Origin of the sequence: Telmatospirillum sp. J64-1 (assembly GCF_006980715.1) — a bacterium.
GTDB lineage: Bacteria > Pseudomonadota > Alphaproteobacteria > Rhodospirillales > Magnetospirillaceae > Oleiliquidispirillum > Oleiliquidispirillum nitrogeniifigens.
Genome location: NZ_SBHN01000013.1, coordinates 46302 through 70195, shown reverse-complemented (window position 1 = coordinate 70195; position 23894 = coordinate 46302). Strand labels below are relative to the sequence as shown.

The 23894-nt window shown below is 65.5% G+C and carries 21 protein-coding genes and 1 tRNA gene; 6 read left to right on the top strand and 16 right to left on the bottom strand.

The genetic code is table 11. From position 1 onward, the window contains the following. Nucleotides 1-16 precede the first annotated feature (16 nt). Both EPD66_RS13455 and EPD66_RS13450 read right to left on the bottom strand, forming a co-directional pair. Nucleotides 17-2752 (bottom strand): LuxR C-terminal-related transcriptional regulator, encoded by a 2736-nt coding sequence (locus EPD66_RS13455; protein WP_142849030.1) that lies wholly within the window; start codon nt 2750-2752, stop codon nt 17-19. A gap of 193 nt (nt 2753-2945) precedes the next feature. After that, nucleotides 2946-3641, bottom strand: a complete 696-nt coding sequence (locus tag EPD66_RS13450; RefSeq protein ID WP_142849029.1) for a hypothetical protein — start codon at nt 3639-3641, stop codon at nt 2946-2948. Nucleotides 3642-4085: 444 nt separating this feature from the next. On the opposite strand from EPD66_RS13450, the gene EPD66_RS13445 reads away from it, so the two are divergent. Next, nucleotides 4086-4580, top strand: a complete 495-nt coding sequence (locus EPD66_RS13445; protein WP_142849028.1) for an Hsp20 family protein — start codon at nt 4086-4088, stop codon at nt 4578-4580. Nucleotides 4581-4604: 24 nt separating this feature from the next. Further along, on the top strand, nt 4605-4838 hold the full coding sequence (locus tag EPD66_RS13440) for a DUF1150 family protein (RefSeq protein WP_142849027.1): 234 nt from the start codon (nt 4605-4607) through the stop codon (nt 4836-4838). Nucleotides 4839-4925: 87 nt separating this feature from the next. Here EPD66_RS13440 and ptsN read toward each other — a convergent pair whose 3' ends face one another. From ptsN to EPD66_RS13400, 8 genes are all read right to left on the bottom strand, one after another. Further along, entirely contained in the window at nt 4926-5390 is a 465-nt protein-coding gene (gene ptsN / locus EPD66_RS13435; protein WP_142849026.1) for a PTS IIA-like nitrogen regulatory protein PtsN, read from the bottom strand. A gap of 316 nt (nt 5391-5706) precedes the next feature. After that, nucleotides 5707-7215 carry an RNA polymerase factor sigma-54 gene (gene rpoN / locus EPD66_RS13430; protein WP_142849025.1) on the bottom strand — a complete coding sequence of 503 codons (1509 nt, stop codon included), beginning with the start codon at nt 7213-7215 and terminating at the stop codon, nt 5707-5709. Between the two features lie 12 nt (nt 7216-7227). After that, nucleotides 7228-8004: an LPS export ABC transporter ATP-binding protein gene (lptB, locus tag EPD66_RS13425; protein ID WP_142849024.1), complete on the bottom strand. Its 777-nt coding sequence runs from the start codon at nt 8002-8004 to the stop codon at nt 7228-7230. Between the two features lie 7 nt (nt 8005-8011). Then, nucleotides 8012-8926, bottom strand: a complete 915-nt coding sequence (locus EPD66_RS13420; RefSeq protein ID WP_142849023.1) for an LptA/OstA family protein — start codon at nt 8924-8926, stop codon at nt 8012-8014. Nucleotides 8927-8928: 2 nt separating this feature from the next. Beyond that, nucleotides 8929-9579, bottom strand: a complete 651-nt coding sequence (gene lptC, locus EPD66_RS13415) for an LPS export ABC transporter periplasmic protein LptC (RefSeq protein WP_142849022.1) — start codon at nt 9577-9579, stop codon at nt 8929-8931. Between the two features lie 17 nt (nt 9580-9596). Continuing rightward, entirely contained in the window at nt 9597-10589 is a 993-nt protein-coding gene (locus EPD66_RS13410) for an SIS domain-containing protein (RefSeq protein WP_142849021.1), read from the bottom strand. Between the two features lie 242 nt (nt 10590-10831). Beyond that, the gene (locus tag EPD66_RS13405) at nt 10832-11443 is read right to left on the bottom strand and encodes a ribonuclease D (protein ID WP_142849020.1); all 612 of its coding nucleotides are present in this window, start codon (nt 11441-11443) and stop codon (nt 10832-10834) included. A gap of 76 nt (nt 11444-11519) precedes the next feature. Further along, nucleotides 11520-11606: transfer RNA gene (locus EPD66_RS13400), tRNA-Leu, on the bottom strand. Between the two features lie 196 nt (nt 11607-11802). Between EPD66_RS13400 and EPD66_RS13395 the strand changes: the two genes are divergently transcribed. Continuing rightward, nucleotides 11803-12816 carry a complex I NDUFA9 subunit family protein gene (locus EPD66_RS13395; protein ID WP_142849019.1) on the top strand — a complete coding sequence of 338 codons (1014 nt, stop codon included), beginning with the start codon at nt 11803-11805 and terminating at the stop codon, nt 12814-12816. 40 nt (nt 12817-12856) lie between these two features. On the opposite strand, the gene EPD66_RS13390 is transcribed toward EPD66_RS13395, so the two are convergent. The 3 genes from EPD66_RS13390 to EPD66_RS13380 all read right to left on the bottom strand — a co-directional run bounded on the left by EPD66_RS13390 (nt 12857) and on the right by EPD66_RS13380 (nt 16203). After that, a complete protein-coding gene (locus EPD66_RS13390; RefSeq protein WP_142849018.1) occupies nt 12857-13645 on the bottom strand; it encodes an MBL fold metallo-hydrolase in 789 nt (262 codons plus the stop codon). Nucleotides 13646-13732: 87 nt separating this feature from the next. Next, nucleotides 13733-14935 carry an MFS transporter gene (locus tag EPD66_RS13385; RefSeq protein ID WP_142849017.1) on the bottom strand — a complete coding sequence of 401 codons (1203 nt, stop codon included), beginning with the start codon at nt 14933-14935 and terminating at the stop codon, nt 13733-13735. A gap of 98 nt (nt 14936-15033) precedes the next feature. Beyond that, nucleotides 15034-16203 carry a site-2 protease family protein gene (locus EPD66_RS13380; RefSeq protein ID WP_142849016.1) on the bottom strand — a complete coding sequence of 390 codons (1170 nt, stop codon included), beginning with the start codon at nt 16201-16203 and terminating at the stop codon, nt 15034-15036. 133 nt (nt 16204-16336) lie between these two features. Here EPD66_RS13380 and ald point away from each other — a divergent pair, with 133 nt between their 5' ends. Both ald and ppa read left to right on the top strand, forming a co-directional pair. Beyond that, nucleotides 16337-17452 carry an alanine dehydrogenase gene (gene ald, locus EPD66_RS13375; protein WP_142849015.1) on the top strand — a complete coding sequence of 372 codons (1116 nt, stop codon included), beginning with the start codon at nt 16337-16339 and terminating at the stop codon, nt 17450-17452. A gap of 34 nt (nt 17453-17486) precedes the next feature. After that, entirely contained in the window at nt 17487-18017 is a 531-nt protein-coding gene (gene ppa / locus EPD66_RS13370) for an inorganic diphosphatase (protein ID WP_142849014.1), read from the top strand. A gap of 162 nt (nt 18018-18179) precedes the next feature. Here ppa and EPD66_RS13365 read toward each other — a convergent pair whose 3' ends face one another. Beyond that, complete coding sequence (locus EPD66_RS13365; RefSeq protein WP_142849013.1) at nt 18180-18833, bottom strand: J domain-containing protein; 654 nt, start codon at nt 18831-18833, stop codon at nt 18180-18182. 117 nt (nt 18834-18950) lie between these two features. Further along, entirely contained in the window at nt 18951-19697 is a 747-nt protein-coding gene (locus EPD66_RS13360; RefSeq protein WP_142849012.1) for a sulfite exporter TauE/SafE family protein, read from the bottom strand. Between the two features lie 110 nt (nt 19698-19807). Between EPD66_RS13360 and EPD66_RS13355 the strand changes: the two genes are divergently transcribed. After that, on the top strand, nt 19808-20740 hold the full coding sequence (locus EPD66_RS13355) for a LysR substrate-binding domain-containing protein (protein WP_142849011.1): 933 nt from the start codon (nt 19808-19810) through the stop codon (nt 20738-20740). Nucleotides 20741-21054: 314 nt separating this feature from the next. On the opposite strand, the gene EPD66_RS13350 is transcribed toward EPD66_RS13355, so the two are convergent. Then, the gene (locus EPD66_RS13350; protein WP_255448485.1) at nt 21055-23880 is read right to left on the bottom strand and encodes an EAL domain-containing protein; all 2826 of its coding nucleotides are present in this window, start codon (nt 23878-23880) and stop codon (nt 21055-21057) included. Nucleotides 23881-23894: the final 14 nt, after the last annotated feature.

Genomic DNA, 23894 nt, shown 5'->3' with positions numbered 1-23894 from the left:
CGGAGAGAGGCTTCCCCTACTCCAGCAAGCCCAGCCCCCGCGCCGCCGCCAGGGCCTGGGTGCGGGAGGAGACGTCGAGCTTGCCGTAGAGGCCCTTCAGATACCACTTCACCGTCTCGTCCGAGATATTCAGGCGCTGGGCGATCTCGCGGTTCTTCAGGCCCTCGGCGACAAGGCGCAGGATCTGCACCTCGCGCTGGTGGAAATCGCGCAACGGCGAAGCGGGCTGGGGCTTGAGACGGCTTTCACCGCGCCCGATGCGCAAATCGGCGAGGATGCGGGACGCCTCGGCTTGGATGGCGGGCGTCGGCGCGCCCTTGCCGCTCGCCAGGCGCTTGAGCAGCCGCACCGCATCCGGCCCGGCCATCAGGAACAGACGCGCCAGTCCTTTTGCCCGCCCCAGCGCCTGGGCCATCTTGTCCAGCGCCCGCCCGTCCTCGCCCAGCGCCCACCACGAGGCCGCCTGCATCGCCAGGAAGATCAGCGCATGGCGGTTGCGCTGGGCCTTCGAGGCGCTGCGCAGGGCCTCGGCGGCGAGGCGGATGGCCTGCTGGTGCTGGCCCTGGACGGCGGCGAGGCGGATTTCGGCCATCATCGCCAGTTCGGCCTTTTCCGACAGGCCGTCGCCGGGCGGCGCTTTCTCGGCGCGGGTGGCGGCGCGCAGGCGTTCCACCGCCCGTTCCGCCCGCGCCACATCCCCGGCATCCAGGGCCGCCAGGGCTTCCAGCACATCGGCGCGGAACACCACCCGGCTGACCGCCAGGCGGCGGGCCAGACCGCGCGCCCGGTCCAGGTCCTGGCTGGCCCGGTCCGCCCGTGCGGCGGCGGCGAACAGGCGCGACCGCTCCACCAGCCCGACTCCGAGGAAGCCGAAGGCATCGCTGTTTTCCAGGATGGGGATGGCCGTTCCCAGATGCTCCAGCCCTTCCTCGATGCGGTTGTATTCATGCAGCACCGCGCCGAGCTGGACATGCAGGAAGGCCGAGGCGATGCAATGGGTCCAGCGCTTTTCCTCGGAATAGGCGAGCGAGGCGCGCAGATAGGCTTCCGCCTCGGCCATCTCGGCCTTCAGGAACAGCAGGGTGCCGATATTGAACCGCGCCAGCAGATTGACCATGGCGCTTTCAACACGGGCGGAATCCTCGACGGCGCAATGGAAATGACGCTGGGCCTCGTCGAAACGGCCTCGGCTGCGCATGACATAGCCCATGATGATATGGGCGAAGCCGCGCATCGCGGCATCCTCGTCGGGCACCAGGGCGGCCAAATCGCCGATATCCTCCTCCACGTCGGGTTCATCGCTTTCGATGACGCCCATCACCGCCTTGAGGATCTTCAGCTCCACCGCCAGCGGCACGATGCCCGCCAAGCCTTCCGCCGCATCGCCCATGGCCTCCAGCCCGGCCTGGGCTTCGGCCATGCGGCGGCGGGCGGCGTCGAACTCGCCGAGATAGGCCAAGGACCAGCCATGCAGGATGCACAGGCGCGGACGGCGCAGCATCAACTCCTGAGGCAGGCGGTCGATCCATTGACGGATCTGTTTGAACCCGCCCGCGCGGAACCAGTCGCGTCCGACGCTGGACAGCAAGGTGGCGGCGCGTTCGTGGAAGCCCCCGGCCATGGCATGGCCCATCGCCTCGATGACCATGCCGGCATCCTCGAACCACAAGCTGGCGCGGCGATGCAGCTCGGCCACCAGCTGCGGCTGCTCCTCGTCCAGGCGGTCGCGCAGGAACTGGCGGAACAGGTGGTGATAGCGGAACCAGCGGCGATTCTGGTCCAGGCGGAACAGGAACAGGTTGCCGCGCTCGACCATTTCCAGCATCCGCTGTCCGGCGGGCAGCCCGGTCACCGCCTCGACCAGCGGTCCGGACAGGCTTTCCAGCACCGAGGAGCGCAGCAGGAAGTCGCGCATCTGCTCGGGCTGGCGGGAAAACACCTCGTCCATCAGGTAATCGGCCAGTTCGGCTTGGCTGCCCGAGAAATCCTCGACGAAGGCCGCCGGATCGCCGCCGCCGCGCAGCAGCAGGGCGGCCAGTTGCAGCCCGGTGATCCAGCCCTCGCTGCGTTCGGTCAGCCGCCCCACCGATTCATCGGACAGGGACAGGGCCTGGGCGGCGCGCAGATACTGGCTGGCCTCCTTGGCCGTGAAGCGGAGTTCCGGCCAGCGCAATTCCACCAATTGCCCGCGCGACCGCAGCCGGGCCAGGGACAAGGGCGGTTCGTTGCGGCTGCCGATCACCACCATCACATTGGCGGGAAGATAGGCGATGAAATGGTCGAGAAGCTGGTGGATGCGCCCCTGCGTGATGACATGATAATCATCCAGGAACAGGGTCAGCGGGCGGCCCAGCGACAGCAGGTCGTTGGCGAAAAGCGGCACCGCGTCGCCGACCGCCGCCTCGCTTGCCGTCTCCAGCAGGGACAGGGCCTGCGCGCCCAGACCGGGATGGCTTTCCCGCACCGACCAGATCAGATGGGCGAAGAAGGTCGAGGCATCGTCGTCGCCCGCGTCCAGCGACAGCCATGCGGCCCCGTCCGCCGCGTCATGCCAGCGCGCCAGCAAGGTGGTCTTGCCCGCCCCCGCCGGTGCCGAGACCACCACCAGCCGCGCCTGCCGCCCCCGCCCCGGCAGCAAGGCCTCGACGCGCGGACGCGACACCAGCCGGCTTTCCGAAACCGGCGGCTTCAGCTTGGTGGCAAGGATCGCCCGGCTGCCGCCATAGGGCAGGCTGGGCCGTGAGACGCTCATGACGCTATCCGGTGATTATGGCCGGAGAACATTCTGCGCGGAATTCTGCTTTCTCCGCTACCTTTGCTGCTGCCGATCCTAACGCAAATCCGGCATAGCCAAAAGGGCCAGCCCCAAAACGGAAGACCGGGCATTAAGCCCGGTCTTCCTCGGACGCCGTCCTTCCGTAGGTTCTTGATTCGACGCAGCTTCTTCAGGCTGCTTGCGCTGCACGCGGCAACGACTGGATGCGGGAAAGATTGACAATGAAGCGGCGGCGCAGGGATACGAGATCGGCGCCGTCCGTTTGCTTGACCAGGGTCAAGACCCGCAACGGGTTCACCGCCTTGCTGGGCAAGGAAGAGAGGTCCAAAAGGGAAAAGGTCTCGGCGGAGGCCTGCTCCACCACCCGGGCGGCCCCGGCCATGTTGGGCGAGAGCGGCAGGCCGCAACGGGCGATATGCGCCACTTCGCTGCGGATGCTGGCCGGGTCCCGGTCCGACTTCACGCCATAGCTGGCCTGGTCGGTATGCTCGATATGGTCGAGGATACGGCCGTAGAATTCCTCGATCCGCTCGGCGATCTCGCGATAGGGCAGCAATCCTTCCTTGTAGGGGCGCTGGATGGCCTCATGCCAGTAATCCAGGATCTTCATGTGGACGGCCTGATGCTGCTCCACCGTCTGGGCCGCGATCAGGCTGCGGTCCAGGGAAAAGCTCATGCCTTCTTCCTCGCACAGGAAATGAACGAAAATATAAAGGGTCAGCTTGTCAAGTTGACGCTCGGCCATGGCCGTCTGGTTATCCCGCAAGGCCCTGCTGAGATGATCGAAAATGATCAGGAACACGGCATGCTGCCAATCATTGTACCAATGCTCGGTACGCAAATGTTTCGGCAGCCTCTTGATCATCGCTCGCGCTTGATGAATGACTGCCTTTTCCATCTTGGATATTTACACCCCTCGCCGGATCGGTATATTTTTTATTTGATTACAAAGGGCATACCACCCTCAGAGGGGCGACTATTACTAAAGCAGAAAGCTAAGACAACCCACAAATAGCCTAAACATACTTTCGGATTTCTATCGTTTTTTCATTGAATTTTACATAATTTGCGAAACCACTGGCAGCGCTGAAATTTTTTACAAATCCTTCACATTCCCAGGCATCCTCATACTTTGGTATGCATACCAAAGCCCCGCGCGCGGCTGCCGCAACGCAACACCGACTTGACGCGGGGGGATTCGCGGACAAAATATTCTCATGGCGGAGCCTCAGATCCGGGGTCCGCCGGTTACGGGCGCCGCTTTCGGGCCCGAAGCCGTACTCGCTCACCTTTGAGGAGGACGCATCACGTGACCCGCCTTTCCACGTTCAACAGTCCACTCCTGCTCGGCTTCGACCATTTCGAACGGGTGCTGGACCGGATATCGAAGACCTCCGCCGAGGGCTACCCGCCCTATAACATCGAGCAGATCGGGGAGGACGGCCTGCGCATCACCCTTGCCGTCGCCGGCTTTACCATGGACAATCTCCAGGTTGCCATCGAGGACAACCAGCTGATCATCCGTGGTCGACAGAGCGAGGACGACAACAACCGCGTCTTCCTGCATCGCGGCATCGCCGCCAGGCAGTTCCAGCGCGGCTTCGTCCTGGCCGAAGGCATCGAGGTGAAGGGCGCGTGGCTGGACAATGGTCTCCTGCATGTGGACCTGGTCCGGCCCATACCGGAAACCCGCATACGCACCATCAAGATTCAACGTGCCCCTAACCAGTCTCAGGGCACGACGGCGCCGCAGACGATAGATGTCGACGACGCACAGGCTGCTAACCGGCCCGGCCAGGATTAGGCCGACGCCAGAAGGAGGTGCGACATGAAGGACGACGCCACCAATAGCCCAGGCCAGGACCTGCGCGACATGTCGGCGCATGACCTGGCCCTGTGGGGCCTGCAGGACGTTGCCTACGTCAAGCGGGTCATGGAAGACGGCGAAGAAGGCTGGGCCATCTATGCCGCCGACGGCACCCATATGGGCATGGCCCCGGAACGGGAACTGGCCTTTGCCGCCATCAAGCAGCACGATCTGGAACCGTTAAGCGTTCACTGAACCAGGTCCTTCTTTCCTGAACGAAAAAAGGCGGCCTCCATCGGAGGCCGCCTTTCTCGTGTTATGCGTTATGTCCGGGAAGGGGGCTCAGGCCGCCCGGCTGGCCGGGGATTCCGTCAGGAGAGCGTAAAGGGCATCGGTCTTTTCGGTGCCGCGCAGCTTCTCGCAGATGGATTTGTCCCGCAACAGACGCGACACCCGCGCCAAGGCCTTGAGGTGATCCGCGCCGGCCGACTCCGGGGCCAGCAACAGGAAGATCAGGTCCACCGGCTGTTCGTCGATGGAATCGAAATTGATAGGTCGCTCCAGACGGGCGAACAGACCATGCAGGCCGTCCAGGTTGGGCAGCTTGCCATGCGGGATGGCGATTCCGTTGCCCACGCCGGTGGTGCCAAGGCGTTCGCGTTCGAGAAGCACGTCGAAGACTGCACGTTCATGCAGTCCGGTGATCTCCGCCGCGCGGCGCGCCAGTTCCTGCAGGGCCTGCTTCTTGCTGGTGGCCCGCAGATTGGCAATGATGCTTTGCGGGGTGATCAGGTCGGCAATTTCCATGACAATACCCTCATGGTTGCGATAGGGGCGCCCCGAGAGGTTTCTACTGTTCTTGTTATCTTTGTCGGTCTGACAGGGAAGCCCACCGGGCGGGCGGTCCTGTATCTGGCGGATGGGCGACAATCCTTTCCCATCCCGATAGCCGCTTCCGGCTTCATATCCACTTTCCGCCCAGCCTCGTTTCCAGCCACGGCCATGCTATAAGCCGCTGCCGTTTCAGCCCGGCCACCGGTATGGCCGTTGAAGGGCCGGAACATAGTTCCCGCTTCCCGGCAAGTCAAGCCGCAGCGCGGCCTAACCCTTCCGCGTGTGCCTTTCATACCCCCAACGCCTTTTCGCGACGGCGCTGCACGGAAGATGGGATGCGCATGGCTTCACGATATTTGGCCACGGTCCGGCGGGCGATGTCGATTCCGTCCTCCTTCAAGATTTCAACAATCCGGTCATCGGACAAGACCTCCTTTGGAGTCTCCGCGTCTATCAAGGACTTAATCCGATGACGTACCGCCTCAGCCGAATGTGCTTCCCCCCCTGCGGAAGCGGCGATGGCCTGGGTGAAGAAGTATTTCAGCTCGTATATACCCCTTGGCGTGGCGATATACTTATTCGCAGTGACGCGGCTGACGGTGCTTTCGTGCATGCCGATCGCCTGGGCGATATCGCGCAGAACCAGCGGACGCAGATGCTGCACGCCCTTGGCGAAGAAGGCATCCTGCTGGCGCACGATCTCGCTGGCCACCTTCAGGATGGTGGTGGCCCGCTGGTGCAGCGACTTGACCAGCCAGTTGGCCGACTGGAACTGCTCGGACAGATAGGTCTTGTCCTCCTTGCTCAGGCTGGCCGCGGACACCTTGGCGTGATAGCGGGTATCCACCAGCACCCTGGGCAGGGTTTCGTTGTTCAGCTCGACGAGCCACTCGCCCCCGGCCACCGGGCGCATCAGCACATCGGGCGTCACCGGCTGCGCCACCACATGGTCGAAAGCCAGGGCCGGCTTGGGATTCAACGCCTTGATCTCGCCGATCATCTCGGCCAGATCCTCGGAATCGACGCCGCAGACCCGCAGCAGGCCCGGCAGATCGCGCCGCGCCAGCATGTCCAGATTGTCCAGCAGCGCCTGCATGGCCGGGTCCAGGCGGTTGCGGTCGCGCAATTGCAGGGCCAGGCATTCCGACAGCGAGCGGGCGAATAGTCCCGCCGGGTCGAAGTGCTGCAGGCGGGCCAGGACGGCCTCCACCTTCTCCAGCGGGCAGCCCAGCAATTCCGCCACTTCGTTCAGGTCGCCGCGCAGATAGCCCACCTCGTCCAGCATCTCGATCAGATGCAGGCCGATGATGCGATCGGCGGGATCGGGCAAATCGAGGTTGAGCTGCTCGACCAGATGGTCGTGCAAGCTGACCTCGCCCGAAACCATCTGCTCGAAATCGCCGCCGCCGCCGTCGAAACCCTGGCCGCCGCCCCGCCCCCATTCGGCAAAGGCCTCGCCGCCCTCGTAGCGCTCGCCGTCATGCCCGTCGGAGGCGCTGTCATTGTTGAAGGTGTTGTCGTAATCCACGTCCAGCGGCGTTTCATCGCGGCCGGGCATGGCATCGAGCATGGCGCCGTCGCTATCACCGGTCCGGTCCTCGGCAGGCGGCACATGCTCGTCGTTGCCGCCATCCTCGCCATCCTCGCGCTGGAGCAGCGGATTCCGCTCCAGTTCCTGCTCGATGAAGGCGGACAATTCCAGATTGGACAATTGCAGCAGCTTGATCGCCTGCTGCAATTGCGGCGTCATGACCAGGGATTGCGTCTGGCGAAGATCAAGCCGAGGTGTTAGCGCCATGAGCCTGTTCCGTCAGAGACTGAAGCGTTCGCCGAGATAAACCCGCCGCACGCCGTCGTGCGAAACGATCTCGTCGGGAGTCCCCTCCATCATCACCGTGCCGTCATGCAGGATATAAGCGCGGTCGATGATTTCCAGAGTCTCGCGCACGTTGTGATCGGTAATCAGCACGCCCAGGCCGCGATGCTTGAGATGCCCCACCAGCTCGCGGATGTCGCTGACCGCGATGGGATCGATGCCGGCCAGGGGCTCGTCGAGCAGGATGAAATGGGGCTGAGCGGCCAGGGCGCGGGCGATTTCCACGCGCCGCCGTTCGCCGCCCGACAAAGCCAGGGCCGGGGCGCGGCGCAGATGGGTGATCGAGAATTCCGCCAGCAAATCGTCGAGCATGGCCTCGCGCCGGTCGCGGTCGCGTTCGACCACTTCCAGCACGGCGCGGATATTGTTCTCGACGCTCAGGCCCCGGAAGATCGAGGCTTCCTGCGGCAGATAGCCGATGCCCAGCCGGGCGCGGCGATACATGGGCAGGTTGGTGATGTCCTGGCCGTCCAGCATCACGCTGCCGGAATCCGGGGTGATCAGCCCGGTGATGCAATAGAAGGAGGTGGTCTTGCCGGCACCGTTGGGCCCCAGCAGCCCCACCGCCTCGCCCCGCTGCACCTTCATGCTGATGTCGCGCAGCACCGGCCGCCCCTTGTAGCGCTTGCCGATATTCATCGCCATCAGGCCGGGATTGTCGGTCACCAGACGCGGACCGGAACCGCTATGCGGATTGTTCTCGGCGTTCATGTATCTCCTAGCGGGTGGAGGTCGTCGGGGCGGGCGAAGACTGCGGGGATTGCTCGGCCGGTTCGCGAAGCTCGCGGCGGGCTTCGGGCACGAAGACACCGCGCACCCGGCCTTCCGCAGCCTGGCCGCCCGGCGGTGCCGGGAACAGGCGGCTGACCCCGGTATTGAGGTTCATCGTCGCATAGCCGCCGGCCAGATGGTTATCGTCGCGGCTCAGCCTCACCGAGCCGATCAGCTCGGCGATACCCGTTTCGGCATCATAGCTGCCCCGGTCGGCCGAGGCGCGCTCGCGCTGGGAGGACACCACCACATTGCCGAATCCGCGCGCCACCTTGAGGCGCAATCCGCCCGTCCCCGGCTGGGGCGCATTGCCCGTGCGCTGCGCCTGGGTCTCTTCCGCCAGATCGGCTGTGATGACATCGGCATCCAGGCGGCGGTCGGGCGCGATCAGGCTGGCCTTGCCGCGCGCCACCGCCAGCCGCTTCGCTTCCCAATATTCCAGGCTTTCATGGGCGATGACCTCTTCATCGGCCGTCACCAGCCGGGCCGGCTGGCCGACCAGGACCAGCACCGCATCATCGATATTATAAGTGGCGTTGCTGCCGGTGGCGGTCTCGGTGGCGGTGGCGATGGTCACCGCGCCGTCGGCATCCAGCCGCCAGATCTCGCTTTCGCCGTCAGGGGTCTGGCGGTAATGGGCGGTCAGGGTATCGGCGCTGATCGTCACATCGCCCCGCGCCGCGCGGGCATTGCCCCGGGCGATGAAGACCTGTCCGTCCTGGCGCCACTCGATGCCGTCATCGGCGGTGACCTCGATGGGCAGGGTCTGCCCCTGGCTGGCGAATTCGAAGGCCTGAGCCGGCCAGACGCTCCCTCCGAGCCCCAGGGCCACCACGGCCGCCGCCAGAAGAGAGCGGCGCATCCTCACTGCTTCACCCCGCCACTCTTCAGCACCGCCCGGGACTGACCGGTGAAGTGAACGACACGGCCATGATCGGAGATGACGAAACCTTCGCCCTCCGCCTCGCCGAAGCTGCCATGGGCCTGGACCGGAGTGTCGCCCTCGGCGCGGCCTGCCTTCAGCGAGATCCGCGCGGCCGTCGTATGGACCTGATAGCCGTCCTGGTGGTAGAGGTCCACTCCGCCCAGGAGATCGAGAAGCTCGCCTTCCTGGCTGTAATAGCCGAGCCGGGAATCCATGCTGATCTTCTTGCCGTCCGCCCCGGTCATGTCGGCCCGCGGGGCATCGAGGGTCACCACGCCGGTCAGGCTCTCGACCTGCGAAGCGGAATTGGCGGTCACGAAGAACAGCCGCCGCTGCGTGTCGCTGCCGAAGAAGCGGGGATTGTTCATAGTCAGCGTGTCGGCCTCGGAAGGGTCCATGTCCGACAGGCTGAGGCTGAACGACTGCTCGGCCATCCCCGAAAGCTGCGGCCAAGCGAAAACCAGCCCCATCAGCGCCGCCGCCAGGGCCGGCAGCAGCCGCTTCATGACATGGACGAAGCGCGAATAGCCGAAATCCGCCTTTCGCGGCGCGGCTGCAAGGGGGGTGTTGGGATCAACGGTCGCGGCCATGGCGTTCCTCGGCGGGATCAGGCGATACCGGCCCGCAGGCAGTCGTGAATATGCAGGATGCCCACCGGACGTCCCTCTTCCGCCACGAACAGGCTGGTGATGGTGCAGCTGTTCAGGATGCGCAGCGCCTCTGCCGCCAGAAGCGAGGGGCGCACCGTCTTCGGCGCCGGGGTCATCACCTCGCCGGCGGTACGGGCCAGCAGGTCGTCGGACAGATGGCGGCGCAGGTCGCCGTCCGTCACGATGCCGACCAGCAGGCCGTCTTCATCGATGACGCCGACGCAGCCGAAGCTCTTGGCGGTCATGACCAGCAAGGCCTCGGACATGGGCATGGAAGCAGGCGCCAGCGGCAATTCCGGCCCCTGATGCATCAGGTCGCCCACTTTCAGCAGGCGCCGGCCCAACTGGCCGCCGGGATGGAAGACGCGGAAATCAGCCGCCGAGAAGCCCTTGCGCGCCAGCAGCGCCACGGCAATGGCGTCGCCCAAGGCCAGCATGGCCGTGGTCGAGGTGGTCGGCGCCAAACCCATCGGGCAGGCTTCCTTCAGGCGCGGCAGGACCAGGGCGGCATCCGAGGCCTGGGCCAGCGAGCTTTCCTCCCGCCCGGTCATGCCGACCAGCGGGATGGCGAAGCGCCGGGTATAGGCGATCAGGTCGGAGAGTTCGGGCGTCTCGCCGGAATTGGACAGCGCCAGCACGGCGTCGCCCTTGGCGATCATGCCCAGGTCGCCATGGCTGGCTTCGGCGGGATGGACGAAGAAGGCCGGTGTCCCGGTCGAGGCCAGGGTGGCAGCGATCTTGCGCGCCACATGGCCGCTCTTGCCCATGCCGCTGACCACCACCCGGCCCTGCACCGCCGAGAACAGGTCGATCGCCTGGACGAAGCCCTCGCCCAGACTGTCGGCCAGCACGCGCAAGGCATCGGCCTCGGTTTCCAGCACGCGGCGCGCCGCGTCCAGATCGGATTCCGCCGGAACGGCGGCAAGGATGGCGGTGGTCGAAGAAGTCATCTAGGCCCTGCCCTCACTTTCGCCCCGCTCCACACCGGGGCGCCGGCCGGACAATCCAGCCGTCATGCAAACTACGCGCCGGACGGCATGAAAGTCAACGAAACCAGGGTCCAGGGTGGTATGAAGGACGACGATTACACCAAAGATCGTCCCCGGGCGGAGCCTCGCCCTGCCTGGACCCCGGGCTTCCCTGAGCCGGTCGGAGCAAGCCAAGCCCGCCCCTTCCGTCTCCGCTCTTTCTTTTAATGAGCGAAAATGTCCTGCTCTTCCCAGCCGTTCAGGTCCAGGGCCGCGCGGCCGGGCAGGAAATCGAAGCAGGCCTGGGCCAGGTCGCGCCGGCCCTCGCGGTCCAGCAGCACGTCCAGCTTGGCCTTCAGCGCATGCAGATAAAGAACGTCCGACGCGGCATAGGCCAGCTGTTCGTCGGTCAGGCTGTCGGCCCCCCAGTCGGAGGTCTGCTGCTGCTTGGACAGTTCCACGCCCAGCAGGTCGCGGCACAAATCCTTCAGGCCATGACGGTCGGTATTGGTGCGCACCAGCTTCGACGCGATCTTCGTGCAGAAGACCGGGGCGCAGACCACACCGAGATGGCGCTGCAGGATGGCAATGTCAAACCGCCCGAAATGGAACAGCTTGGTCACTGCCGGATTGGCCAGCAGCGCCTTCAAATTCGGGCAGTCATAGACTCGGTTGGGCAGGTGGACCACATGGGCGGTGCCGTCACCGGCCGAAAGCTGCACGACGCAAAGACGGTCGCGATGCAGGTTCAGGCCCATGGTCTCGGAATCGACGGCGACCATGTCGCCGAAATCGATGCCGGCCGGAAGATCGCCACGATGATAGGAAATGCTCATCTCTTACTCCCCCTTGTGCCCTGCCGGATTATCGGCAGTTTCAGGTATTCGACAACAAGGGGGGAGTAGAGAGAAATGGTGCCCAGGAGAAGACTCGAACTTCCACGACCTTTCGGCCACTAGAACCTGAATCTAGCGCGTCTACCAGTTCCGCCACCTGGGCACCGCGCTCGCCCCGCAGGGCGTCGATGGCGGGATATGTACTGGGGACGAGACGCCCTGTCAAAGGCTTTTCGTATGGTTTGTCATTTTTTTTACAGCCCCACCCTAAACCCACACTTTCGCAGGGGTCCGGCTTGCCAACAGTCGCGGAAAGTTTTAGCTTCCCGCTCAATGATTTGAGCATGGAGAAGGCTCTTATGGCACGTCGTCTGGTCACGGTCTTCGGGGGATCCGGCTTCATTGGGCGGCATCTCGTCAAGCGCTTGGCGCAGGAAGATTGGGTCGTCAGGGTCGCCGTGCGCGATCCCGATGCGGCCGCTTTCCTTCAGCCGCTCGGCAATCTGGCGCAGATCGTTCCCGTCGCCGCCGACATCACCCGCCCCGCTTCGGTCGCCGCCGCCGTCGAAGGCGCGGAACTGGTGATCAATCTGGTGGGCATCCTCTTCGAGCGCGGCAAGAGCGGCTTCCAGGCCGTGCATGTGGACGGCGCCGCCAACGTGGCCAAGGCCGCCAAGGCTGCCGGCGTCTCGCGCCTCATGCATATGTCGGCCCTCGGCGCGGACAAGCGGTCGCAATCCGACTACGCCCGCACCAAGGCCCTGGGCGAGGACACCGTGCGCGCCGCCTTCCCCGAGGCCACCATCTTCCGCCCCAGCGTGATCTTCGGCCCGGAAGACGATTTCTTCAACCGCTTCGCCAGCCTGGCCGCCAACGCTCCCTTCCTGCCGGTGATCACCCGGGACGGGCTGAAGCTCAAGAACGAGGGCGGCAGGCTGCGCTTCGACTGCTTCGGCAGCGGCGGCACCAAGTTCCAGCCGGTCTATGTGGGCGATGTCGCCGAAGCCTTCATGAAGGCCGCCGCGGACGAAGCCACCAAGGGCCAGACCTACGAATTGGGCGGACCGCGCGTCTACACCATGAAGGAAGTGATGGAACTGGTCATGGCCCAGACCGGCCGCCAGCGCCGCCTGCTTCCCCTGACATTCGGGCTGGCCGGCTTGCAGGCCGCTATCCTGCAATTCCTGCCCAAGCCCATGCTGACGCCCGACCAGCTGCGCCAGTTGCGCAACGACAACGTCCTGACCGGCGGGCAGCCCGGCCTGAAGGATCTGGGCATCAACCCCACCGCCGCGGAAGTGATCCTGCCGCTTTACCTCGACCGCTTCCGCGAACCCGCCGACCGCACGCTGACCCGCCTGCGGATGAAGTAAGCCCCAAGGCCGCGTTTCCCGATGGAAGCGCGGCCTTTCTTCAGGGCACGTATTTCCCGTGATCGGGCACGGCGAGGGTCTCGAAATCGCTGACCAGGCGCTCGAGTCCCCGGCTCAGGCCGTCGCCGCGCATGGGCGTACCGTGGCCGGTCGCCGCGATGGCCGGGCGCAACGCCGCCAGTTTCTCCACCGAATGCCGCGCCGCCTTCCAGTCCTGGGTGAAATAGGCAGGCGGCCCATGCACTTCCGGCTCCTGCACCGCGACGGCATAAAGGGATTCCTGCTTCACCGTCACGAAGGCATCCCCCGCGATCAGGCAGCGGTCCTGCTCGCGGAAGAACGAGACATGACCGGCGGTATGACCGGGCGTCTGGATCCAGCGCCAGCCGGGCATGTGCGGCACGCCGCCATCCTCGGGCAGGGGCCTGACGCGGCTGCCAAGATCGATGGCCTTGTTGGGATAGGTGAAGGAGAGGCTCGCCAGCACGCCCTCGCCGATGCTGGGATCGGGCGGCGGATAATCGGCTTGGCCGGTCAGATGCGGCATCTCCTGGCGGTGCGCGTAGACCGGCACGTCCCAATGCTCAAAGAGCTGGGGAAACGCTCCCACGTGATCGAAATGCCCATGGGTCAGGATGACAGCTTCCGGCTTGGCGCCCTTGCCGAAATGCCGCTCGGCGGTTTCCAGGACCTTGCCGGCGCAGCCGTTCAGCCCCGCATCGACCAGCACCCAGGAGGAGCCGGAGCTCCAGAAATAGAGATTGACGAAAAGATAGCGCAGCCGGAGGAGATCCGGCGTGACCTCATCCACCTTACTGATAACCGCCATGTCCTGCCCCCGCCGCTCTGCCTGAAGGATGCTTCATCCTCTTGAACAGGGGCGGCGGGAATCCGGTTCCAGGCGGAAGGGCCTTTCTCAGGCCGGAACGGCCTCCCGCTGCAGCGGCGCCTCGCGGATCGGCAGATGCACCAGCCCGGCGAAGACGCCGAGCGCCAGGGCGGCAACCCAGACGGCATCGTAGGACCCCGTCAGGTCGTAGACCAGCCCGCCGCTCCAGGCGCCTAGGAAGGCGCCCACCTGATGGCTGAGCATCACCAGCCCGAACAGGCTGGCGAGGTAGCGGGGACCAAAGATCTGCGCGATCAGCCCGCTGGTCGGCGGCACGGTGGACAGCCACAGGAAACCCATGACGCTGGCGAAGATCAGGAAGGAAGCCTCGGTCTTGGGTGCCAGCATGAAGGCGCCAATGGCGACGGCGCGGCCGAAATAGATTCCCGACAGCAACCATTTCTTCGGATAGCGCCCGCCCAGGGCCCCGGTCGTCAGCGTCCCGAAGATGTTGAACAGCCCGACCAGCGCCAGGGAGGTGGCGGCCACCGCCGGAACCATGCCGCACAAGGCCGAGAAGACCGGCAGATGGACCGAGATGAAGGCCACATGGAAGCCGCAGACGAAGAAACCGGCCATCAGCAGCAGATAGCTGCGCTGTCCCGCCGCCTCGCGCAGGGCCTCCGTCAGGCTCTGCTGCCCCACACCCTGCCCCGGCTCGGGCTTGCCCGCCAGGGCCAGACCGGCAGGCACCATCAGCAGACTGATCGCCGCCAGCAGCAGCAGCGCCGTTTCCGGGCCGAAGCCGAGATTGAGCTGCTGGGTCACGGGCGCCATGATGAACTGGCCGAACGAGCCGCCTGCGCTGGCGATTCCCAAGGCGAAGCTGCGCTTCTCGGGCGGCACCGCCCGGCCGATGGCTCCCAACACGATGGGGAAGGTCGTGGCCCCGACCCCCGCTCCGATCAGCAGGCCGGCACTGCCATGCAGCATCCACACGCTGTCGGACATGCCCATCAGCGCCAGGCCCGAGGCATAGACGGCACAGCCCAGGGCCAGCGTCTTGGCCGTCCCCCAGCGGTCGGCCAGCATTCCGCCCAGCGGCGAGGCCAGGCCCCAGACCAGATTCTGGATCGCGAAGGCAAAGGCGAGAGTCCCGGCACTCCAGCCCTTCTCGTTCATCAGGTCGGGGATGAACAGGCCCAGGGACTGGCGAATGCCCAGGTTGAGGGACAGCACCAGCGACCCGCAGAACAGGATCAGGATTGGCAGACGCCAGGATCTGGACATGGAAGGCTCCGGGTAGAACGGAGCCAAAGGATCAACCGACCTGCCGGGTCTGTCAATGGAGCAGCCGGAAGAGGCGGAATGCCGCCGGACCTGCGGCGCTACGACGCCTTTTTCAGCCCGCCGCTCTCGGACAGGCTCTGGCGGAGTTCCAGATAGTTCATCAGGTCGCGCAGGGCCAGCACGCCGACCAGCCGCTCGCGTTCGGTGACCAGCAGGCGGGTCTTGCCCAGCCTTTGCATCATGCCCAGCGCCTTGCCCGCATCCTCGTCGGCATCGATGGCGTTGTCCGCGCCCACCGGCTCCATGACGGCGGAAACGGTGGTCCAGCGCCGCCGCCCGTCCTCGATCCGCTTGACCGCCTCCAGCGACACCACCCCTTGCAGGCGGCCGTCGCTGGTGACCGGGAAGTCCTTGAAATAGTGGTGGAAGAAATATTCCTCGACCAGCCGGTTCAGCGGCAGGTCGGGGTGGACGGCAATGGGGCGGTGACGCATGAAATGCCGCACCGGACGGGCCGAGAAGACGGTCTGGGCGACTTGCCGCTGGGTGGCGCTGGCGGCAGCCATGCGCACGAACAGGCCGATCAGGAACCACCATACCGCGCCGACCACATTGCCCCAAAGCAGCGACACCAAGGCCAGGGCGATCAGCACCATGCCAAAGACCGATCCGGCCTGGGCGGCGATGCGGGTGGCCCACAGGATATCGCCGCGCCATCCCCACAGGATCGAGCGCAGCACCCGCCCGCCATCCATAGGAAAGGCCGGGACCATGTTGAACACCGCCAGGATCACATTGATGAAGGCCAGATAACCGGCCACCGCCGCCGCCGGATGCAGGCCGGGCTGCGCGGGATCGCCCAGCGCCGCCTCGAGCCCCAGCACCACGCCCCAGAATCCCAGGGCGACGGCCAAACTGGTCAAGGGACCCGCGATCGCCATCAGGAATTCGCCCTTGGGCGAGGACGGCTCCTCCTCCATCTCAGCCACGCCGCCGAAGATGAACAGGGTGATGCCGTTGATGGGCATGGAAAAGCGCCGCGCCACCAGGGAATGGGCGAATTCATGGACGATGATGGAAAAAGCCAGCCCCACCAGCCCGGCCAGCCCCATCGCCCAATACGCCCCCGGCGCCAGGCCGGGCAAGGCCTGGGGGAAATAGCCCTCCGCCAGGCTCCAGGTGATCAGCACCGCCAGGAACAGCCAGGACAGATCGACCCGGACGGCGAAGCCCATCAACCGGAACAGGGTGACGCGGTGGCCGAACATGGGGCGGACTCCTTCGGTTGCCGATATCCACAGACCTTTGTCCTGGGGAAGGGGTTTCAACCCCTGCAGCTTGCGGCCCTTCCAAGAATCCCCATCTTTTCAGGGAGTATTGCATGCCGGCGGGAGAAACCCCATGCGCATCGGTGTCCCCAAGGAAATCAAGACCCACGAATACCGGGTCGGCCTCACTCCCTCCAGCATCCGCGAACTGGTCCATCGCGGGCATGCCGTGACCGTCGAGACCCAGGCCGGTCTGGGCAGCGGCTTCACCGACGCGGATTACCGCGCCGCCGGGGCCGAGATCGCCGGCGAGTCCCGCTCCGTCTTCCAGGACGCCGAGATGGTGGTCAAGGTCAAGGAACCCCAGCCCGGCGAATGGGCCATGCTGCGCGAGGGGCAGGTGCTGTTCACCTATCTGCATCTGGCCGCCGATGCCGAACAGGCACGCGGCCTGATGGCCTCGGGGGCGACGGCGATCGCCTATGAGACCGTGACCGACCGCTTCGGCCGCCTGCCCCTGCTCGCCCCCATGAGCGAGGTCGCCGGACGCATGGCGGTGCAGGCCGGGGCCCATTGCCTGGAAAAGGCGCAAGGGGGGCAAGGCGTGCTGCTGGGCGGCGTCGCCGGGGTGCCCTCGGCCCATGTGGTGGTGCTGGGCGGCGGCGTTGTCGGCTCCAGCGCTCTGCGCATGGCGATCGGGCTGGAAGCGCGAGTCACCGTCATCGACCGCTCCCTCCCCCGCCTGACCGAGCTGGACGACCGCTGGGGGCCCCGCCTCAACACCCTGTTCGCCACCATGGACGGCATCGAAAGCGCGGTGCTGGATGCTGATTTGGTGATCGGCGCGGTGCTGGTGCCCGGCGCCGCCGCGCCCAAGCTGGTGACCCGCGAGATGGTGTCGCGCATGAAACGCGGCGCGGTGGTGGTGGACGTCGCCATCGACCAAGGCGGCTGCTTCGAGACCTCGCACCCCACCACCCATGCCGAGCCCACCTATATGGTCGATGACGTGGTCCATTACTGCGTCACCAACATGCCCGGCGCGGTCGCCCGCACCTCGACCATCGCCTTGAACAACGCCACCCTGCCCTTCGTCCTCGCCCTCGCCGACAAGGGCTGGAAGCAGGCCCTTGCCGACGATCCGCAGCTGCGGAATGGCCTAAACGTGCACGCCGGAAGGATTACGCACGAAGCGGTGGCTCAAGACCTGGGTTACGGTTATTCTCCCGCCGCCGACGTCCTTACGTGACGGGCAGACCTAAGGCACAAGGAACGATAGCAGCATGGATATCAAGAAGATCCCGATCGGCAAGAACCCGCCGAACGACGTGAACGTGATCATCGAGATCCCGCTCCGCAGCGACCCGGTCAAGTATGAGGTTTGCAAGGAATCCGGCGCGATGTTCGTCGATCGCTTCCTGCACACCGCCATGTACTATCCCGTCAATTACGGCTTCGTCCCGCACACCCTGTCCGATGACGGCGACCCGGTGGACGTGATGGTCCTGGGCCGCGTCCCGGTGGCGGTCGGCTCCGTCCTCCGCTCGCGCCCGATCGGCGTGCTGATGATGGAAGACGAAAGCGGCCATGACGAAAAGATCCTGGCCGTACCGCACACCAAGCTGCACCCCTTCTACGACGAAGTGAAGAAGCCCGAAGACCTGCCGAAGATCCTGCTTCAGCAGATCGAGCACTTCTTCGCCCACTACAAGGACCTCGAAGAAGGCAAGTGGGTCAAGATCAAGGGCTGGGAAGGCCCGGAAAAGGCCGCCGAAATGATCCAGGCCGCGATCGACCGCGCCACCAACAAGTAATTCCGGCACCGCCAGAACGACCTCGAAACCCCGCCGTCCCCGGCGGGGTTTTTATTTGCGCCGCCTTCAAGGACCTGAGCCCTCGCCCCCCCCCCGCAAAAGCGGGAGTCCATGCAAGCGGTATCGACTTTGTCAGCAAGCGGTCAAACCGGGCAGCATCAGCTAGGAGGCCCGCTTGAGTATCTCCATGGCCTTGTTGAGCTGGCTCATGCGGGCATGGCTGCCGTAATTGCTGTCGGGGTGGTGGATGGTCGCCAGCATTCGGAACTTCGCGCGCACTTTCCGCATGTCGGGATTGGCCGAAGGCGGGAAGCCCAGCACATGCAAGGCTTCGGCGCGATTGCGCGGCCCCTCGGCCAAGGGCTCGAAGGCCAGCACGGAAATGATGGCGCGCATGCGCTCCATCTCTTCCAGATGCTCGGGCAGGCGCTGCGGCGTGTAGTCCTGGGGAACGGGGGCGGAGCGGCCCAGGCTGACGGCCAGTTCGCCCCGGTCCATCGCCAGCGCCACGCCCAGGGCCTTGCGGATGAATTCCACCTTGTAGCCCTGCGGCATGCGGACCTGCAGACGCGGCTTGCGGCGCCAGGGGCGGCCCTCGGCGGGGCCGGATTTCAGCACCACCGTCTCGCGGTCCTCGGCCTCCGGCTCGCCCGGATCGGGAAAGGCCTGGATCTCGCCAGCCGGCACCACCAGCAGGACGGAACGTGCCAGATCGCCCACATTGACCCGGCGCTTCGCCGCCAGCGCCTCGATGGCATCGCGGAAGGCGCTGGCACAGGGGATGGTATAGGAATGCTTGAGAAAGCTAACCGTCATTCTGCGAAATCCCATACCGGCGCCCTTAGCGTCTTTTGGTTTGGGAAACGAATAGGCGTCGCAGGACAGAGCGTCAACTACCCATGTCGATGAAAGGACTTCTCCTTCCGGACAAGCCTACAGCAGCGCCTTCACCGCCAGGTGAATTCCCAGCGCCAGCAGCCCAAGGAAGAACCAGCGCCGGAAGGCCTGCGGGCTCACCCTGCCGCGCAGCCATTGCCCCAGGAACATCCCGGCCATGGCGGGAAGCAGCGCCAGCAGCGAGACCCCGGCCATGTCCTGCGACAGTAGCCCGCCATACATCAGGCCAAGCGCCAGGGCGATGGTGGAAACGGTAAAGGAAAGGCCCAAGGCCTGGATCAGTTCGTCCTTCTCCAGGTCCAGCGCCTGGAGATAGGGCACGGCGGGGATCACGAAAACGCCGGTCGCCGCCGTGATCCAGCCGGTCACCGCCCCGACCAGAGGGGAAAGCCACCCCTCCGTCCGCGCCGGAACATTCAGGCGGAAGGAAGCGAGGCCGAGAACGGCATAGGCCACCAGGGCAAGCCCCAGGGCCGTCGTGGCATGGGCCGCATTCGCGCCGCCCAGCATCCCCGTCCCGGCCCAGGTCCCGAAGCAGATCCCCGCCATCATCGGCCAGAGGCGGCGCATCAGCCTGACGAGGCCGGGACCGGCGATCAATTGCCAGAGATTGGTGACCAGCGACGGCACGACCAGCAGGGCGGCCGCCTGGGCCGGTATCATCACCAGGCCGAGCAGGCCGACCGCCACGGTGGGCAGGCCCAGGCCGATAACGCCTTTGACGAAGCCTGCCAGCAGGAAGACGAGGCCGATGAAGGCCAGAAACAGCGAAGACTCGAACATGGGGGCCAGCTTGCTTGGCGCCCGGCATGATGACAATCTGGGATTTCCGGCACGAGCCTTCGCCTCACACGAAGGCTCATCCCCCTGTCCCTTCTTCTGGGAAGACCCCCATGCGCTTCGACCTGACGGACCTACGCCTGTTCCTGCATATCGCCGAGGCGGGAAGCATCACCCAGGGCGCCGAGGCGGCCGGACTGGCGCTTGCCTCGGCCAGCGCCCGGGTCAGGGGAATGGAGGAAACGCTCGGCGCTCCCCTGCTGGAACGGGGCCCCCGGGGCGTCCAGCCGACTCCCGCCGGGCAAGCCCTGGTCCACCATGCCCGCCTCGTTCTGCTACAGGTCGAGCAGATGCGGGGGGAGTTGGGGCAATATGCGCAGGGGCTGAAAGGTCATCTGCGCCTGTTGTGCAACACGGCGGCGCTGACCGAATTCCTGCCGGAAAGCCTGGGCGCGTATCTGTCCCGCCACCCCCATATCGACATCGACCTGGAGGAGGGACTGAGCTACGAGATCGCCCTGGCCATCGCCGAAGGACGGGGAGATATCGGCATCGTCGCCGATACGGTGGACCTGGCGGGACTGCAAACCTTCCCCTTCCGGGTCGACCGGCTGGTCCTGGTCGTGCCGCAGGACCATGCCTTCGCCGGACGGCGGGAGATATTCTTTCACGAAACGCTGGCCGAACCCTATATCGGCCTGACGCCCGGCAGCGCCTTGCAGGATCATCTCGTCCAGCACGCCATCCGGGCCGGGACGCCCTTGAAACTGCGCGTGCGCCTGCGCGGCTTCGAGGCGGTCTGCCGCATGGTGGCGAGCGGCGTCGGGATCGCCATCCTGCCCGAGACCGCCGCGCGGCGCTGCCGCCGTTCCATGCCCATCCGCCTTCTGCGCCTGAAGGACCCGTGGGCGCTGCGCCGTCTCGTCCTCTGCGTCCGGCGTTTCGAGGCCTTGCCCCTCCATGCCCGGAAGCTGGTCGAGCACCTGACGGCCGAGCCGGGGCCGCCCCATGCTTCGAGACGCCGCCAGGGCGGCTCCTCGGCATGAGGCTAATTCGGAAAATATCTCAATAGGTTAACGGAGGCCCGCAGGGCCGTCTCGAAGCATGGCCGCTTTACAGACTGTGAGCCACCGCAAGGGCATCACGATCTAGCATACTGCGGGAAAACTCCTATTTTTCTCGTCATTCCCGCGCAAGCGGGAATCCATGCTGCCGCAGCATCGGTCTTGAGCGGTTCACATCTCCACAAGCCCCCATATGGTCCCCCGCTTTCGCGGGAGTGACGATGCGGTGCAGACAGAGCCGATTTTTCCGCAACCTGCTAGACTCTCGCCTGCACCCCATTCGACGCCTGGAGGCTTTACTCCGCCGTCGCCAGCGGCAGGCGGCGCCCGCTGCGGAACAGTTCCTCCATCGCATCGGCCGGCAACGGGCGGCTGAAGAAATAGCCCTGCATCTGGTCGCAGCCCAGGCGGCGCAGGAATTCAAGCTGCTCGACCACTTCCACCCCTTCGGCCACCACCTTCAGCTTCAGTGCATGGGCCATGGCGATGATCGCCTTGACGATGGCGGCATCGTTGGGATCGGTGATGGCGTCGGTGACGAAGGAGCGGTCGATCTTCAGCTTGCGGATGGGGAAGCGCTTGAGCACGCTGAGCGAGGAATAGCCGGTTCCGAAATCGTCGATGGAACAGGAGATTCCCATTTCCTCTTTCAGCATCTGGACCACGGCGATGGCGGTATTGGCGTCGCTCATGGCCGAGCTTTCCGTCAGCTCCAACTCCAGCAGCCGGGGCGGCAGGCCCGTCTCGGCCAGCACGTCCTGGACCGTGGCGATGAGCTGGCGGGAATTCTGGAACTGACGGCCCGAGATATTGACCGCCACCGGGACCTCGGCCAGACCGGCCTCCATCCAGGCGCGGTTGTGGCGGCAGGAATCGCGCAGCACCTGTTCGCAGATGGCGTCGATCAGCCCGTATTCCTCGGCCACCGGGATGAAATCGCCCGGTGGCACGATGCCCTTTTCCGGATCCATCCAGCGCACCAGGGCCTCCATGCCGACGATCGCGCCGCTCTGAAGATCGAGCTGGGGCTGGTAGAAGGCGACGAATTCCTCATGTTCCAGCGCACGGCGCAGGCGGTTCTGCACCGACAGGGTGCGGGTCGCCAGATCGTTCATCTCGCGCGTATAGAATTGCTGGGTCCCCGGCCCCTGGCTCTTGGCATCGGCCAGCGCCGCCTCGGCATTGCGGATCAGGGTCGAGGCGTCATCGCCGTCATTCGGGTAGAGAGCCACCCCGCCGCAGGCGCTGAGGTCGAACTCCCCGGCCTCGATGACCACCGGAACATGGAATTGCGAAAGGATGCGGTCAACGGCGCGGTTGATGTCGCGCTTGGTCGCCAGGCCGTCGAGCAGGACCAGGAAACGATCGCCGCTGGCCCGCGCCAGCAAATCGCCGCTCTTCAGCGCCTTCTGGAGGCGCTGCGCCACGGCGATCAGCACCTGATCGCCCACGGCATGGCCCATGGTGGTGTTGATGATGGTGAAGCGGTCGATGCCTAGCGACAGCACTGCCAGCCTCTCCCGGCGGTCCAGCGCGCGGCGCGAGGCCTGTTCGAAAAGCTCGATGAAGCGGGTGCGGTTGGCGACGCCGGTCAGCGGGTCGTGATAGGCGAGGAAGGACAGGCGTTCCTCCGCCTCGCGCCGGTCGGTCACGTCGAGCAGCACGCCGTCCCAGACCAGATCGCCGTTTTCCATCTGGCGCGGGCGCGACCGGCCACGCAGCCAGCGCATCTCGCCATTGCGGGCGATGACGCATAATTCCTCGTCCAAGGGTTCGAGGAAGCGCGCCGAGCGTTGCAGGGCATCGGCATAGCTGTCACGCGCCTCGGGCGTCAGGGCCTGGACGAACAGCGTGGGATCGTCGAGCAATTCCCTCGGCTCGACCCCCAGCACCTGGCGGCAGCCCTCGCTGACATAGGAATAGATCAGCTGCCCGTTGGTCTTCAGCACGCGCTGATAGACGATGCCGGGCAGATGGGTGGCGATGGTATGCATCCGCTCCTGGCTTTCGCGCAGGGCGGCTTCGGTCTGCTTGCGGCCGGTGACGTCGCGGGCGATGCCGACGAAGAGGCGGCGGCCTTCCATGCGGACTTCGGTGGTCGCCAGTTCCATCGGGAAGACGCTGCCGTCGCGGCGCTGCCCCAGGAATTCCACCGGCCCGTTGCCGATAATGCGGGATTCCCCGGTTTCCAGATACTGGCTCAGATAATCCGCATGGGTACTGCGGTAGGGCTCGGGCATCAGCAGCCCCATGGACCCGCCCACCAGTTCCGAGGCGGAATAGCCGAACAGCCGCTCGACCGCCGCATTCACGTTCTCGATGCAGCCATGCTCGTCGGCGGTGATGATGCCGTCGGCCGCATTGTCCATGATCATTTCCAAGCGCTGTTCGATGCGCTTGCGGTCGGTCACGTCCAGCAGCACGCCGTCCCACAGCACCTCCCCGCCCGACAGGCGCTGAGGCCGCGAGGTGCCGCGCAGCCAACGCACCTCGCCGTCCCGGGTGATGGCGCGGAATTCCTCGACGCAGGGCTCCAGCAAGGCGGCGGAACTGCGAATCGCGGCCATATGCTCGTCACGGTCGGCCCAATGCACCACTTCCAGGCAGCCCTCGGCGTTCACCCGCATGTCTTCCGGGCTGTAGCCCAGGATGTCGCGCACGCCGATGGTGAAGAAGGGATAGAACAGGGCGCCGTCGGGGGTCTGCATGCGCTGGAAGACGATGCCGGGCAGGTTGGCGATGATGCCCGCCAGCCTTTCCTCGGTCTCGATCAGCGCGTCTTCCAGTTCGGTGCGGCCCGACACGTCGCGCAGCACCACCACATCCAGATTATAAACGCCGTCCGCCGGGGTGACGGTGACCTCGAGCGTGACCGGCGTACCGTCCAGGCCGATGTGAAGGCAGCGCTGCGGCATGCCCGGCCCGGCCTGGCGCGCGGCGGTAAGGCAGGCGGGAAGCGCGCTGCTCTTTTCCAGCAGCGAATCCAGCGTCTGGCCCCGCATCTGCACCATCGTCCGGCCGAACAGTGCCTCGGCCACCGCATTCATGCCGGCGATACGCCCATTCCCGTCTAGCGCTAGAATGGCGTCAGGCGCACCGTCCAGGATTGCGCGCCAAAGCACGCCTTCCTTGTCGG